11 protein-coding genes are annotated in these 14,236 nt (G+C 71.2%); 4 read left to right on the plus strand and 7 right to left on the minus strand.

Annotated elements, in window-relative coordinates; genetic code table 11:
- Positions 1-15 precede the first annotated feature (15 nt).
- On the plus strand, positions 16-930 hold the full coding sequence (locus tag HQ603_RS01945; RefSeq protein WP_222682674.1) for a LysR family transcriptional regulator: 915 nt from the start codon (positions 16-18) through the stop codon (positions 928-930).
- On the opposite strand, the gene HQ603_RS01950 is transcribed toward HQ603_RS01945, so the two are convergent.
- Genes HQ603_RS01950 through HQ603_RS01975 form a run of 6 tightly spaced genes read right to left on the minus strand, consistent with a single transcriptional unit; the run spans position 902 to position 6,871 of the window.
- Positions 902-1,699: a TauD/TfdA dioxygenase family protein gene (locus HQ603_RS01950; protein ID WP_222682675.1), complete on the minus strand. Its 798-nt coding sequence runs from the start codon at positions 1,697-1,699 to the stop codon at positions 902-904. The genes HQ603_RS01945 and HQ603_RS01950 overlap by 29 nt on opposite strands.
- Positions 1,696-2,802 (minus strand): D-alanine--D-alanine ligase family protein, encoded by a 1,107-nt coding sequence (locus HQ603_RS01955; RefSeq protein WP_222682676.1) that lies wholly within the window; start codon positions 2,800-2,802, stop codon positions 1,696-1,698. The genes HQ603_RS01950 and HQ603_RS01955 overlap by 4 nt, the downstream gene beginning before the upstream one ends.
- 1 nt (position 2,803) lies before the next feature.
- A complete protein-coding gene (locus tag HQ603_RS01960) occupies positions 2,804-4,126 on the minus strand; it encodes an ATP-grasp enzyme (RefSeq protein ID WP_222682677.1) in 1,323 nt (440 codons plus the stop codon).
- The gene (locus HQ603_RS01965) at positions 4,123-4,929 is read right to left on the minus strand and encodes an O-methyltransferase (RefSeq protein ID WP_222682678.1); all 807 of its coding nucleotides are present in this window, start codon (positions 4,927-4,929) and stop codon (positions 4,123-4,125) included. Before HQ603_RS01965 ends, HQ603_RS01960 begins: the two co-directional genes overlap by 4 nt.
- On the minus strand, positions 4,926-6,179 hold the full coding sequence (locus tag HQ603_RS01970; RefSeq protein ID WP_261773280.1) for a sedoheptulose 7-phosphate cyclase: 1,254 nt from the start codon (positions 6,177-6,179) through the stop codon (positions 4,926-4,928). Before HQ603_RS01970 ends, HQ603_RS01965 begins: the two co-directional genes overlap by 4 nt.
- 20 nt (positions 6,180-6,199) lie before the next feature.
- Entirely contained in the window at positions 6,200-6,871 is a 672-nt protein-coding gene (locus HQ603_RS01975; protein WP_222682680.1) for an HAD-IA family hydrolase, read from the minus strand.
- A 232-nt stretch (positions 6,872-7,103) separates the two neighbouring features.
- Between HQ603_RS01975 and HQ603_RS01980 the strand changes: the two genes are divergently transcribed.
- Both HQ603_RS01980 and HQ603_RS01985 read left to right on the plus strand, forming a co-directional pair.
- On the plus strand, positions 7,104-7,703 hold the full coding sequence (locus HQ603_RS01980) for a TetR/AcrR family transcriptional regulator (RefSeq protein ID WP_222682681.1): 600 nt from the start codon (positions 7,104-7,106) through the stop codon (positions 7,701-7,703).
- Positions 7,704-7,740: 37 nt separating this feature from the next.
- Complete coding sequence (locus HQ603_RS01985) at positions 7,741-9,054, plus strand: NADH:flavin oxidoreductase/NADH oxidase family protein (protein WP_308126310.1); 1,314 nt, start codon at positions 7,741-7,743, stop codon at positions 9,052-9,054.
- Positions 9,055-9,067: 13 nt separating this feature from the next.
- Here the strand turns inward: HQ603_RS01985 and car are convergent, their stop codons facing one another.
- On the minus strand, positions 9,068-12,571 hold the full coding sequence (car, locus tag HQ603_RS01990; RefSeq protein WP_222682682.1) for a carboxylic acid reductase: 3,504 nt from the start codon (positions 12,569-12,571) through the stop codon (positions 9,068-9,070).
- Between the two features lie 160 nt (positions 12,572-12,731).
- On the opposite strand from car, the gene HQ603_RS01995 reads away from it, so the two are divergent.
- Entirely contained in the window at positions 12,732-14,123 is a 1,392-nt protein-coding gene (locus HQ603_RS01995) for an ABC1 kinase family protein (RefSeq protein WP_222682683.1), read from the plus strand.
- Positions 14,124-14,236: the final 113 nt, after the last annotated feature.

The following is a 14,236-nucleotide window of genomic DNA, read 5'->3' on the forward strand; positions in this document are numbered from 1 at the left end:
CGTACGGTGAGGTCGATGAGGACCGAGATCGATGCACTCCTCCCGCTCGTGCGTACGGTGCTCGCCGTCGCCGAGACCGAACACGTCACCGACGCCGCCCACCTCCTCGGGATTCCGCAACCCACCGTGAGCCGCCACCTCGCGCGGGCCGGCTCCGCGCTGGGGGTCGACCTGGTCGAACGGCGCGGCCGTGGCATCGCGCTGACGCCTGCCGGTCACGTGCTGGTGCCCTACCTTGCCCGCGCGGTCCGCGAGATCGAGACCGGCCTCGACGCGATGGCCGACGAGGACGCGCGTGTGCGAGGGCGGGTGGCCATCGCGTTCCAGAACACCCTCGGTGAGCGGGTGGTCCCCCGCCTCATCGAGCGGTTCAGACGGGACCGTTCGGGTGTCACGGTGGAGCTGGACCAGGGTGCCCGTGATCGTTGCCTGGCCCGACTCGATCGAGGCGAGAGCGACGTCGCGTTCGTCGCGCTCGGCGACGAGCACCGTGACCGATCGACGGAGCTGTTCTCCGAACGTCTCGTCCTGGCGGTTCCCGCCGGGCACCGCCTCGCCGATCGCCCCGACGTTCCGCGCGCCGTGGCCGACGTCGCGGACGAGCCGTGGGTCACGATGGCCCACGGATACGGCATTCGATCCGTGCACGAACTCCTGTGGCGCGCTGCGGGGAGTACTCCCGCCATCGCCTTCCAGGGACAGGACATCCACACCGTCCGGGGGCTGGTCGGTGCCGGCCTGGGCGTCAGTGTGCTTCCGCCCGAGGTTCGCCCGTCGGAACCGGTGCAGGCGCACACCGTCGATCTGCCGTTGTCGGACGCCCACGCCGAACGTCGGATCGGGATGGTCTGGTCCGACCGCGTCCTGCCGCCGCAGGCCGCCGCGTTTCGTGATCTGGTGATCAGCGAGGGGCGTGCGGTGCTGCGGTGAGGCGGCCGTCGGTGGCCATGCCCCGATGCATCGTGCGCTCGCCGACCACACCGGAGTGGTCCGCGCGGTGCATGACGCACCGGTTGTCCCACAGCACGACGTCGCCGGGCCGCCAGGAATGACGGTGCACGTTCTCGTCGGCCGTCGAGTGCTCGTAGAGCCGCGCCACGGTTTCCGCGGTCTCGTCCGCCGACAGCCCGCTGATCGCGGCGCACCGCTTCGGCGTGGACAGGAACAGCGACGACCGACCCGTGATCGGATGCACCGTCACCACGGGATGCTCGGCGGACGTCTCCGCGTCGTCCGGGAGGTCGAGACCGGTGACGACGTGCGTCATCGTTCGCGTCGCCAGGTCCGCACGCAGGCCCTCCGGCAGGGTGTCCCAGGCTCGGTACTGATTGCTGAACAGCGTCTGTCCGCCGGACTCGGGCACCGTGACCGCCCGCAGCGCCGTGTACGCGGGCGGGTCGGCGACGTAACTGGTGTCGACGTGGAAAGTCGACGTCGGGGCGGTGGTCCGGCCGGCGTTGGTGATGACGTTGAGATCCGGGTGACCGTCCACCGGCGTCTCGCCCTGCGTGAACACCGGCGCGCCGAGACGTCGGAGGAACTCTTCGAAGTCGCTGTCGTCGATTTCCTGATCGCGGAACACCACCACGCCGTGTTCGGCCGCGAGGTGACGGACCTCGTCGATCCGGTAGTCGGTGAGGTCCTGGATGCGGGCGTCGCTGACGTCCACCCCCACGGGGTCGAGTGCGGTGGCCTTCATGACGGTGTTCCTCTCTCGGAGCGGTCGGCGTTCTCGGACGGACGGGCGACGCGGGAGCCGGTGCGGCGCTCCAGTTCTCGCAGCCCGTGGTCGAAGAGGGTGGGGGCGTCGATGCCGGCGGCCGCGGCCATGGTGACCACCACGCTGCCGCGCGCGTACGAGCAGTACAGGCCCGCCTCGAGGAACCAGGGGTTGCCCTCGGGGTCGATGCGGAAGTCGAACAGGCTGTAGTACCGACAGCCGAGGGCCGCGTGGGCCCGGAGCGCGAGCTCGTGCACGCGGGCCGTCACGGGATCGTCGGTGGGCACGATCCAGGCCCGGTCGGCGGTCTTCGCCGCGAGGTAGAGCTCGCCGTCGTCGGATCGCCGGAGCTTGTCCTCGCGGGTGCGGATGGGCGCGGTGTCCCGGTGGACGGCGTATTCCTCGAGCGGCAGGCAGACCGGCTCGCCGTCCACCACCACGACGCCACAACGTACTTCGCGTCCCAACTCCACGTAGTCCTCGACCAGGACCTGCGACGAGTACCGCGAGGCCTCGGTGACCGCGGCGTCGAACTCCTCCGGCGTGCGCACGAGGGTGACCCCGACGGAGTTGTCGGAATCGGACGGTTTCACCACGGCGGGCAGCGGCGGAGTCGGGCGCGCACCCGGCCGGTCGGCGTGGACGATTCGTCCGGCGGGCACGGGAACGCCCGCGTCCGCAACGACGGCGCGGGTGCGGGCCTTGTCGGCGGTGAGCGCCATCAGGGTGGCGTCGTTGCCCAGCAACGGGATTCCCAGCAGATCGGCGAGCGAGCGGTAGGTCGTCATGCCCGGTAGGCAGAACATCTGGGGGAGGATCACGTCGACGCCCAGCGTCCCGATGTGCGCGACGGCGTCGGACAACGAGAGCGGTGCCGCGGCCCCCAGTCCCTCCATGGTCTCGGCGAAGCGCCACGTGCGGTCGGGATCGACGGACGCGACGATCGCGCGGAATCGCGCGGGATCGTCGAGCGTGCGCAGCGCGTCGGCGGCGTACACCCGCGAGAGGTCGGCATGGAAGGTGTCGACGGCGGAGCCGACGAGGTGCAGCACCGTGGTGCGGCCCTGCTGGGGTGCGTTCACGTCAGTCACCGCCCTGCTCGACCAGCTTGCCGATGTTGAAATCGATTCGGCTCCAGCCGCGTCCGGAGCGGAGGTTGGCGAGCAGCAGGGACGGCACGTGCAGGTGGTGCAGTAGGAACCACGGCCACGGATCCCACCCGGTCAGCACCGCGTCGCGTCCGCGCGCGATGGTGCGGAGCCGGGCCGGTCGACCCGGCTCGGTGAGCAGCCGCCACACCTCGTGGTAGAGCCAGTACGTGGGGCGGGCCGAGGGCAACGGCGTGATCACCGCGCGTTCGGACCCCAGGTACGCCGCCGCGACGTCCGGATGATCGTGGAACATGGTGATGGCGGAGTGCGTGCGCGGATTGCACTCGATGGCGAACACCTCGCCGTCGCCGTTCTCGATGAAGTCGAACGAGAACTGGCCCGTGGCACCGAGTTCGGCGACGAAGCGCTCCACCCACGCCAGGATGTCCGGCTTGTCGACCATGGCGTAGTTGATCTGGAACGCCGACGACTCGCAGCACCCGTACACCTGCAGCGATCCGTTCCGCACGGTGCCGTGCGTGCAGTACTCACGGCCGGTGACGAATTCCTGCAGGATCCACGGATCGTCCTCGGCGATGCCCAGCGAGCGCGCGAACGTCAGGTTGGCTTCCGGGGTCTCGCGCCGCAGCGGCGTCAGATCCATCCGCCCGACCGGGTTGTAGGCGATCCGCTTGAGCACGAAGCTCGTTCCCGGCGGGAGGTCGATGTCGGCGATCTGCTCGGGGTCGGTGATGCGGTGCGACTGCGGCACCCGTACCCCGAATTCTCTTGCGGCGTCGGCGAATCGGTTCTTGTCGTCGACTCGGCGGATGGTCTCGGGGTCGGCGTGGACCACGTCGACGGACGGTCCCATCGCGACCCCGGCCTCGGCGTCCGGCACGGACGACGCGGGGGAGGAGACGGGGACGAAGACGTCGACGTTCTCCGCGCGGGCCACCCGGACGAGCGCGTCGACGTAGCCGGGGTCCGACGCCTCCGGGACGACGTGGAACGCGTCGACCGCGCGGGAGAAACGGTGCGCCGTCCAGCGGTACTTCGCGGACTCCACCAGGACCACCCGGTGCCCCGCGGCGTGGAACGAGCGGGCCAGCTGCAGTGACTTGGTCATCTTCCCGCCGTTGACCAGGACAGTGCGAGCCACCTGCGGCGACGACGGCGCCGGCGGAGTGCGTCGACCGAAGACTCGAGCGCCGGCGACGATCATCAGGTCGAGGGGGGCGGTGAGGGTGAGGGCCGCGAGGACCGCGACGGTGCGGGCCGCGCCAGTGGATGCCGTGCGGGCCGCGCCGGTCACGACGGCTCGTCTCTCACGCGGGCGCGGCGGATCAGGGTCACCCCGTCACGTAGCGGGATCAGGACCTGCTCGAGGCGCGGATCGGCCGCGACGGCCTGGTTGAACGAGGCGATGGCGCGACCGTTCGGGGTGGTGGCGCCGCAGTACGGCTCACCCTGCATCAGGGTGTTGTCGACGACGACCAGCCCGCCCGGCCGCAGGAGGTCGGTGGTGAGCAGCAGGTCCAGGTACTGCGCGTAACCGGGCTTGTCGGCGTCGACGAACACCAGGTCGAACGATTCGCCGGCGCGGGCGGCGCGGGCCAGCGTGTCCGCGGCCGGCCCCACGCGGACGTCGATGCGGTTCCCGACCGGGGAGGCGGAGAAGCGGTCGCGGGCGAAGGCGGCGACGTCCTCGTCGACCTCGCAGGCGACGACGCGTCCGCCCCGGGGGATCTCCTCGGCCATGGCCAGCGCGGAGTACCCGGTGAACATGCCGATCTCGAGTACGTCCTGCGCTCCGGTCATGCCGACGAGGAAGCGCAGGAACCATCCTTCGAGGTGCCCGGACAGCATCTCCTGCTCGAGCGGGCCGTCGGACCAGACGTGTCCGCGCGTGCGGGTCTCGAGGTCGGCCAGGGCTGCCGACGGCGCCGTCGTCATGGCGTCGAGGTACGGGTCGAGGCCCGCCGCGAGGTCCCGGACGCGACGCAGGCGGCCCGCCACCTCCGGCCCCACCGCGGCGTCGTCGAGCGTCCGACAGAGGTCGGTGAGCTCGACTGCGACGAGGGAGACGGGGGTGACGGGCCGGGGCGCGTCGGTCACGAACGCCGAACCGAGCCCCGGGCGCCGGTGCCCGCGGCGGGGTCCACGGCGTCCTCGGCGGCGGTGTACATGTCGACACCGGCTCCGTCTCGGTCGAATTCGAGGCACAGCTTCTTGTGCAGGGTCAGCGCGTCGGCGAGCTCGTCCGTCCCCAGATCGTTGAGGAACGCGCAGGTGCCGATGGGGGCCGGCACCGCGGCACGCAGGATGCCGTCGCGCGTCTTGAGGATCGACGCGGTGGCGTCGGTGAGCAGCTCGGGCGTGAGGTGCTCGGAATCGAGCGCGAGTCCGATGCTGCTCATGACGCCGAGGACGCGGTCACGGTCCTGCGCGGTGATGTGGCCGCGCTGTTCGGCGATGGTGGTCGAGAGCGCCATGTCGATGTTGATCGCGTGGCCGTGGAAGAACGGCGCCGGGGGCGTCAACTCCAGGGTGGGGCTCCAGGTGTGGCCGAAGGCGATCACGCGGTCGAGATCGATCTCGTGCAGGTTGGGCGCCTCGAGCTCGAGCATCGTCTCGATCGCCTGGTAGGTCAGGCGGTGGGCGACGTCCAACAGCTCGGGGGTGCCGTCGACGTGACCGAACCGGGTGCGCAGCAACTCGGGCCCGTGCTGCTCGAGCATCTCGAAGATCTCGAGGTTGCCCACCACGGAGATCTTGATGAGTTCGGCCATGCCGTTGCGCACCTGATCCTCGGGCAGCGTGGCCAGGAAGCCGAAGTCCAGCAACACCTTCTGCGACGCGTGGTAGGCGCCCAGACGGTTCTTGTGCTTGCCGTAGTTCACCGCGACCTTGATGGACACCGAGGCGTCGATCAGGCCGATCAGTGTGGTGGGGATGCGGATGTACGGCGTGTTGCGGCGGTAGCTGGCACAGGCGAACCCGGCGACGTCCGTGGTGAGGCCGCCGCCGACGACGAGGACCGGCTCGGTGCGGACCAGGCCGAACGAGTCGAACTCGCCGACGATGCGTTCGAACGTCTCGAGGGACTTGGCCGTCTCCGCGATGTGCACCTCGACGACGGTGAGGTCGATGCCGTGGTGGTCGAAATAGGCGCGGATCCGTTCGCCGTAGTGCTCGAGTACCGACTCGTCGACGACCATCAGCACGCGGCCGTAGGGCCGGTAGCTGTCCGCGAGTTCGGTGTTCGCGGTGTCGAAGACGCCGTCGACGTACACGAGGTCGTACTCGATCTTCTCGTATCCCTCGACGTGGAAGCTGCGGTCGCTCGAGGTGACCTGTGCCTGCATGTTGCTCACTGCTGATTCTCCTAGGATCGCGCCGATGTCAGGGATTCGAGACGGGCGGGGTCCAAGGACTCGACCTTCTCGGTGGCCGAGGTGAAGGTGCCGTCGGCGGTGTTCTCGTTGGGGAAGGCGACGACGGTGATGCCCGCGGCCGTGGCGGCCGCGACACCGCCCTCGTTGTCCTCGACGGCCACGCAGGCGTCGGCGGACTCGCCCAGACGCTCCAGCGCGACCTGGTAGGACGCGGGGTCCGGCTTGCCCTGCGGGGCGTCGTCGGCGCTGAGTACGACGTCGAAGTGCTCGCGAGCCACGGTCGGGGCCAGGGCGGACAGCACGGCGTCGACGTTCTCGGCCGAGGTGGTGGTGACGAACCCGAGCTTGGTGCCCGAGGCGCGCGCCGCCTCGACGGTCTCCGCGACGCCGGGACGGGCGGTGGCGCCGCGCTCGGCCAGCAGGGAGCGGAACTTCTCGGACTTGGTGGCGTGGACCGCGGCGGCGTCGACGTCCTCGCCGCGGGTCTGCGCGTAGTCGGCGATGCGCTGCGCGCCGCCGTTGGATCCGAGCATGGAGCGGTAGTCCTCACGCGACCAGGACCAGTCCAGGCCGTGCTCGGCGAACGCGTCGTTGAACGCCGTGCGCTGCAGCTCGGAGGTGTCGGCGAGCGTGCTGATGGAGCCGAACAGAATGGCGGACATCGAGGACCTTCCTTCGGTGACGCGCCGGTCCCCGGAGGACACCTGCGCGGCGGCGGCGGTGCGCCGCGAAACGTGGTGGGGTGGATACGGTTCGAGTCACGGTCGGTCGATCGCAACTCACAGTACAGTACTGAACCAGCCGTTCAACTGAGAACGCGGAACGGGCGTCGGCCAGGGATTCGCGTACCTTCGTCTCGCACGAGGCGACCGGGTGAGGGAGGTGACGAACGGCATGAGCGAGACCCCTGACGACCACAGCATCGACGGTCGGAGCCGAAACCAAACCTCCGAGGACGCCCGCGTGGCCCGCACGCGCGCCGACGTCTCCGCCGCCGCCCTCGAGGTGCTCACCACCGAGGGGTGGGACGCCGTCACCCACGCGACGGTCGCGCGCGTCGCCGGCTACTCCAAGACCACCCTCTACACCCACTGGCCCTCCCGCGTGGACCTCCTGGGTCTCGCTCTCGACGTTCTCGGCGAGATGCCGCACCACACACCCACCGGCGATCTGCGCGCCGACCTGATCGGCGAGATGACCGTGTTCCGCGACGCCATGCTGGCCCTGCGTCTCGACCGGATCCTTCTCGCGCTCGCCCACTGGGGCGCCGCAGAGGACGAGATCGCCCGCGTGCGCTCCCGCCTGGTGGCCGACGGCGAGTCGGTGGTCCGCGAGGTCCTCGGGCGCACCGCGCAGGGCACCCGGCTGGACGCGGCCGTCGCCATGTTCTCCGGCGCCGTGGTCTGCCCCGTGCTGATGCACGGCCGGGCGCCGACCGACGAGGTGGTGGCCGCCGCCGTCGACATCGTTCTCCACGGCGTGGCCCCCGACTGACCACGTCTCGTCCCACCCCGTCGAAGAGAGGTCGCCCGTGTCCGAGACCGTGCCCGTCCCCGAGCCCGACACCGACACCGACACCGACATCGAGGCCCCGTCCCTCGGGGACTCCCTGACGCTCCCGTGCGGTGCGGTCCTGCCGAACCGCACCATGAAGGCGGCGCTCAGCGAATCGCTCGCCGACGAGCGCGGGGGGCCGGACGAGCGGCTGCGGCGGCTCTACCGACGCTGGGGTTCCGGCGGCTTTGGGCTGATCCTCACCGGGAACGTCATGGTGGACGCGCGGTACCTCGGCGAACCGGGCAACGTGGCCGTCGAGGACGATCGGCACCTGGGCGCACTGCGCTCGTGGGCGGACACGGCGAAGGCCGACGGCACGCCGGTGTGGATGCAGATCAATCATCCGGGGCGACAGGGCAATCCGGTCACGACGGAGGGTCGCACCGTGGCTCCGTCGGCCGTCGGTCTCGACATCCCGGGCGTTCCGGCTCCGCGGGCGTTGACCGACGACGAGATCGTCGACATCGTCGAGCGGTTCGCGACGACGGCCGAGGTCGCCGAGCGCGCCGGCTTCGACGGCGTCGAGATCCACGCGGCACACGGATACCTGGTCAACCAGTTCCTCTCCCCGCACACCAACCGCCGCACCGACCGGTGGGGCGGGTCGATCGAGAATCGCGCGCGCTTCGTCCTCGACGTCGTGGCGCGGATCCGGGAGCGGGTGAGTCCGTCCTTCGCCGTGGGTCTGAAACTCAACTCGGCCGACTTCCAGCGCGGAGGGTTCGAGGAGGGCGAGTCCCGTGCGGTGATCGCCATGCTCGCGTCGACGGGACTGGATCTGCTCGAGATCAGCGGGGGAAGCTACGAGTCGCCCGCGATGGTGGGCAAGGGAACGGCCGCGTCGACGGTGGCCCGCGAGGCCTATTTCCTCGACTACGCCGCCACCGTGCGCGAACTGGCCGGCACAGTGCCGCTGGCGGTGACGGGTGGGTTCCGTACCCGCGCCGCGATGGACGAGGCCCTCGCCTCGGGTGCGTGCGACGTCATCGGTCTCGGCCGACCGACGGCCACGCATCCCGACGCCGCCCGACGCCTGCTCGACGGGACGGTGTCGTCACTGACCAGCGCGAACACGGCGGTGCCCGTGCCGCGCGCCCTCGCCACCCACCGCACGGTGCGCACCGTCGACGGCTTGTTGGACCTGCAGTGGCACACCGATCAGTTGCACCGCATGGGGGCCGGCCGGGACCCGGATCCGCGCCACTCGCGGATCCGGGCCATGGTGGGCGCCGTGGAGCGCAACGGCATCGACGCCTTCCGGAGTCGCCGCCGCCGCTCGGTGAGCTGAGACCGGAGCTCGGTCAGCTGCGCTGGAGGGCGACGATGCCCAGCGCGTCGAGGTCCCGCACGTACTTGGCGACGAGATCCGGCCCGAGGTGCGGGATGTCGCTCCACCTCGGGGCCAGGTACTCCCGGACGGCGGCGCGGAACCGTTCGGCCGGAATCGGGGACCCGTCCAGCGGCGGCAGGGGCTGCCGGTAGGCGTGGATCAGCGGCAGCACGGAGTGCGAGCGGAGGGGTTCCGGCAACGCGGCCACCGCGTCGTGGAAGCGTCGGTACCACTCGTCGTGGTCGTCGATCCTCTCCACGGCCACGCCCGCATCCTCGAGCCAGTCGACCACCACGTCCCACGAGATGCCGTCGTGGTGCGGGTTGACCACGTGGTACGTCCGGTGATCCCGACGGTTCCGACTGCCGAGTTCCGCGACCGCGGCGGCGGTGAAGTCGACCGGCAGCCCGTCGTAGTGGGCGCGCGGTCGTTCGCCCCCGTCGGTGGCGTAGAACGTCCGCGGCGCCAGCGAGCACGCCGTGATGGACGCGAGGGTGCGGGTGAACACGTCGGGCACGTTGACCTGGCCGCGCCGGCGCGGATGCGCGAGGATCATGTTCGACCGGAAGACGGTGACGGGCAGGCCCACCGCGTCGAAGGCGTTGCGCAGCAGCACTTCACCCGCCCACTTGGAGGTGGCGTACCCGTTGGCGTAGTCACCGCCCAGTGACCGTCGCGGGCTCTCGACCCGGATGTCGCCGTCCTCGGTCAGCGACTCGACGCCGGCGGCCACCGCGACGGTCGACAGGTAGTCGACGGGCTTGAGGTGGTGGGTCGTCGCCAGCCGGATCACCTCGGCGGTGCCACCGACGTTGGGGGAGAACATCTCCCGGTACGGCAGGGCGTGGTTGACCATGGCCGCCGGGTGCACGATGTGATCCACCTCGTGCGTCAACCGGGTCCACCGCTCGTCCGACAGCCCGAGACGCGGCTGCGCGACGTCGCCGACCGCGATGTCGAGGCGGCGATCCGCCAGCTCCGTCCACCGGGCCATCAGGTCCGGGTCGACGGCGTGATCGCCCGTCGCGCCGAAGGTCTCGTCGAGCCGTCGGCGCGCGTCCTCGGCCGAGCGCGCCCGGACCAGCGTCACCACACGGCCGTCGACGGCGTCCATGCGGTCCAACCATTCGAGCAGCAGGAAGCGACCCAGATAGCCGGTCGCGCCGGTGACCAGCACGGTGCGGATGTCCGCGCGCGGGCCGTCGGCCCGGCCTGCGACGCCCGAGAAGTCCGGGCCCAGAACACGATCGGGGGTCAGATCGTCCGCGTGGACCTCGTCCGGGTCCGTGCCGTGGACGCCCTCGAAGGTCGGGGCCGGCGCGGCGTCGGCGTCGCTCGGGTTCGCGGCGGCAGCCCGCGCCCGATCCACGGTCGCGGCCACGGCGGCCAGGTCCGCGGTGGGGGAGACCACGGCGGTCACCGGCATCTCGACGTCGAAGAGGTCACGCAGCACCGCCCCGAAGGACACCGCCGACAGCGAATCGCCGCCCAGGTCGGTGAAGCGATCGGTCGCGGCCACGTCCTCGTCGGCGAGCCCGAGCTGTCCGGCCGCGGCACGACGCACCACGTCGACCGTCGGCGCCGTCCCCACCTCCTGCCGGAGGGCCTGCAGCCGATCACGACCGCCGCCCTCGATCTCCCGGTAGCGCGCGTCCAGCGCGTCGGCGTACCGCGCCGAGATGGCCGGGCGCAGTTGCTTGTTGGCGCCCGAGAGCAATCCGTTCGCGGTGGTGAACGGCTCGTCGGCGACGATCACGTCGCGCGGGATCTCGTAGGAGGCCAGCCCCTCGCGGCGGGCGATCTCTTGCAGGGAGGTCAGGACGTCGCGGGTGGTGCGGCCGGCGGCGGGCACGACGACCGCGAGCACGAACGAGCGGGTGCCGTCACCGTGCACGTGGATCTGATCGACGGCGTCGGACGCGCCGTACACGGCGTCGAGACTCGACAGCGCGACGAACTCGCCCTGGGCGAGCTTCACCACGTTCTTGCGGCGATCGACGTACCGCAGCCGGTCCGGGCCCAGCTCCTCGAACACGTCTCCGGTGCGGTAGAAGCCGTCGTCGGTCATGACGCTCGCAGTCGCGTCCGCGCGGCGGAAGTAGCCGGGCGTCAACGACGCGGTGCGTAGCAGCAGTTCGCCGCGGGGGTGTGGCCGGTCCGCCGTGGAGTAGCCGAGCTCCGGCACGTCCTCGAGGCGGTAGTCGAGCACCGGCGGACGGGTCAGGACGCCGTCGACCAGGACGTGTCCGGCCTCGGTGGAGCCGTACATGTCGTGCACCGGCACGCCGAGCACGTCGGACACCGTCGCGACGGCCTCGACGGTGGCGGGTGCGGTGCCCACGATCGCCGACGCGACCCGGCCGCCGAAGACGTGCTCGCGCATGTCGTCGTACACCTCGGTGCGGACGTCGTCGGGGGTGCGCCCGGTCTCCCGCGCGCGGCGGTCGACGGCCGACGACGCCTCGGACCGGATCAGATCGCACACGCGGGGGACCAGCAGCACCGTGGTGGGGCGGGCGAGCGCGAAGTCCCCGAGCAACGTCGACAGGTCGGAGGTCGCGGCGAAGTGCACGGTCCCGCCCGCCGCCAGGGTCGAGGTGACCAGGCCGCGTCCGGCGAGGTGGCTCATCGGGAGGTAGTCGAGCGCCACGACCGGGCCGGGAGCGGCGTCGGGGGACCCGAACGCGCCCGTCCCGTCCATCAGGTTGGCGGCCCACTGCCGGACGACCAGAGCGTCGGTGTGCATGGCGCCCTTGGGGGTTCCGGTGCTGCCGGAGGTGTAGACGAGGGCCGCGAGCCGGTCGGGATCGGGTGCGAGGGTGGGCAGCTCGGTGGTCGGCGCGTGATCGTCGTCCGCTCGGGCCAGGACGTCGGCGAGCGGGAGCACCTCGGTGCCCGCGGGTACCGCGCCGCGGGCCTCGGCCAGACGGTCGACGTCGTCGTCGACGCGCGGGTCGTGGTTCATGACGACGACGGCAGTGATGTCGGTGCGGTTGGCCAGCGCGGCCGCCGTGCGCAGATGCTCGCTGTCGACGACCAGGGCCGTCGGGCCGGCCTCCGCGGCGATGTCGACGAGCCGGTCGACGCTCGCGCCGGTCTGCAGCGGCAGCGCGACGGCGCCGAGTCGGACGGTCGCGAGCTCGGCGATCACGTACTCGCTGCCGGCGAAACCCAGGGTGGCGAGCGCGGTTCCGGGCGGGACGACGCCGGCGAGGTGCCGGGCGAGCGCCCCGGCTCGCGACCACAGCTCGCCGTAGGTGAGGGTGTCGACGGCGTGCGTCGGTTCGGTGCGTCGGCGCCCCGACTCGTCCGTCACCGGGCGCCGCGACCGGGTCGCGACGGCGGGACGGTCCGCGTACTCGTGCATGACGGTCTCGACCACGCGATGCAGATCGGGACCGGCCGCGGCGAGCAGCGCGGACACGGCAGGGTCCGGTGCTGCGGTGGTCACGGTCGAGACGTCGGTGGTGGTCATGTCTTCCCCTCCCAGAAGTCGTTACCTCTGCAAACGTATGCCCACTGCGCGCGGTCGCGCCACGGTGACGTGCGCCACAGGGTGTCCGAAAAGCGTTGTCTGCGTTGTCTGTCCGTTCGGAGGTCGCTCCGCCCGCCCCGCCCGGGCGATACTGGGCCGCGTGTCGGACAAGGTGCCCACGTCACGGGTGGTCAGGGGTGCGGAAGTCGGTCGCCTGGTGGCGGAACGGACCGCGCGCAGTGCGGTGTTGCGGGTGCGGATGGCCGGTCGGACGGACGCCCTGCGCGACGCCCTCGCCGAGAAGGAAGCGGTGCGCGCGGCCGAGCGGTTGGTGACGGTGCTCGGCGGCCTGCGGGGCGCGGCCATGAAGCTGGGGCAGATGCTGTCCACGCTCGACCTGGCGTTCGTGCCGGACGAGCATCGCGAGCAGTTCCAGCAGCGCCTGGCCGATCTGCTGGACCGGGCGCCGAAGGTGTCCTTCGAGGACGTGCGGGCGGTGGTGGAGGGAGACCTCGGCGCGCCGCTGACCACGCTCTTCGCCGAGTTCGACCCCGTCCCCGTCGCGGCGGCGTCGATCGGACAGGTGCACCGCGCGGTGCTTCCGGACGGGCGGGTGGTGGCCGTCAAGGTGAAGTACCCCGGTATCGACGACGCCGTGCGCGCGGACCTGAGGAACCTCTCGTTCTACGTCAAGCTGCTCCCGGCGTCGATGCCGATGCTGTCCTCGAAGGCCGTCGTGGAGGAGTTGCGCCGCAACCTCGAGGCCGAACTCGACTATCCGGCCGAGGCGCGGACGCAGCGCCGCGCGGCCGACCTCTTCCGCGATCACCCGCACTTCGCGGTGCCGGACGTGGTCACCTCGCACTGCGGGGAGGCGGTCCTCACCACGGACTTCGTCGACGCGGTGCCGTTCGAGCGCATCCGGGAACTGCCCGCCGACGAGCGAGACCGGATCGGCGAGACCATCTTCCGCTTCTACGTCGGTTCCCTGCACACGCTGGGCGAGTTCTGCGGGGATCCGCACCCCGGCAACGTGCTGCTCGCCCGCGACGGACGGGTGACCTTCGTGGACTTCGGTCTCTACATCCACATGAGCGACGCCGACATCCGTTTCGAGCGCGACTGCCTGCGCGCGGCGATCGAGGGGCGGGGCGCGGACCTGCACCGACTGCTGTCCGAGCGCGGCATTCTCGATCCCGGGTCCGAGGTGGGGCCGCAGGACTGCCTGGACTACGTCTCGGCCGCAGCCGAGCTCAGCCTGACCGACCGGCGCGTCACCGTGACGCCCGAGATGGCCGGCGCGTGTTTCGTCCTGGCGGTGGATCCGCGCAGCGGCAGCTTCGGGGAGATGACCAAGCAGTGGCTCCCGCCGGAGCACGTCTTCTCGCGTCGGACCGACTTCCTGACGTTCGGCATCCTCGGTCAGCTGCGGGCGACGGCGAACTGGGGCGCGATCGCCCGCGAGTGGCTCTACGACACCGAGCCGACGACCCCGATGGGGCAGGACATCGACCGGTGGCGCCGGTCACGGTCTCGGTCGCGGCGGTCCTGAGCTGCAGCGATGGGTCGGTCAGTGTCCGTGACGTCGAGTATCTGATAATCTCCGTCACAGCAAAGGCACGCCGCGGTTCGGCGATGCGATCCGGTGCTGCACGGAAAGGATGC

It is taken from the genome of Rhodococcoides corynebacterioides, assembly GCF_019834675.1.
In the GTDB taxonomy this organism is placed as follows: domain Bacteria; phylum Actinomycetota; class Actinomycetes; order Mycobacteriales; family Mycobacteriaceae; genus Rhodococcoides; species Rhodococcoides corynebacterioides_A.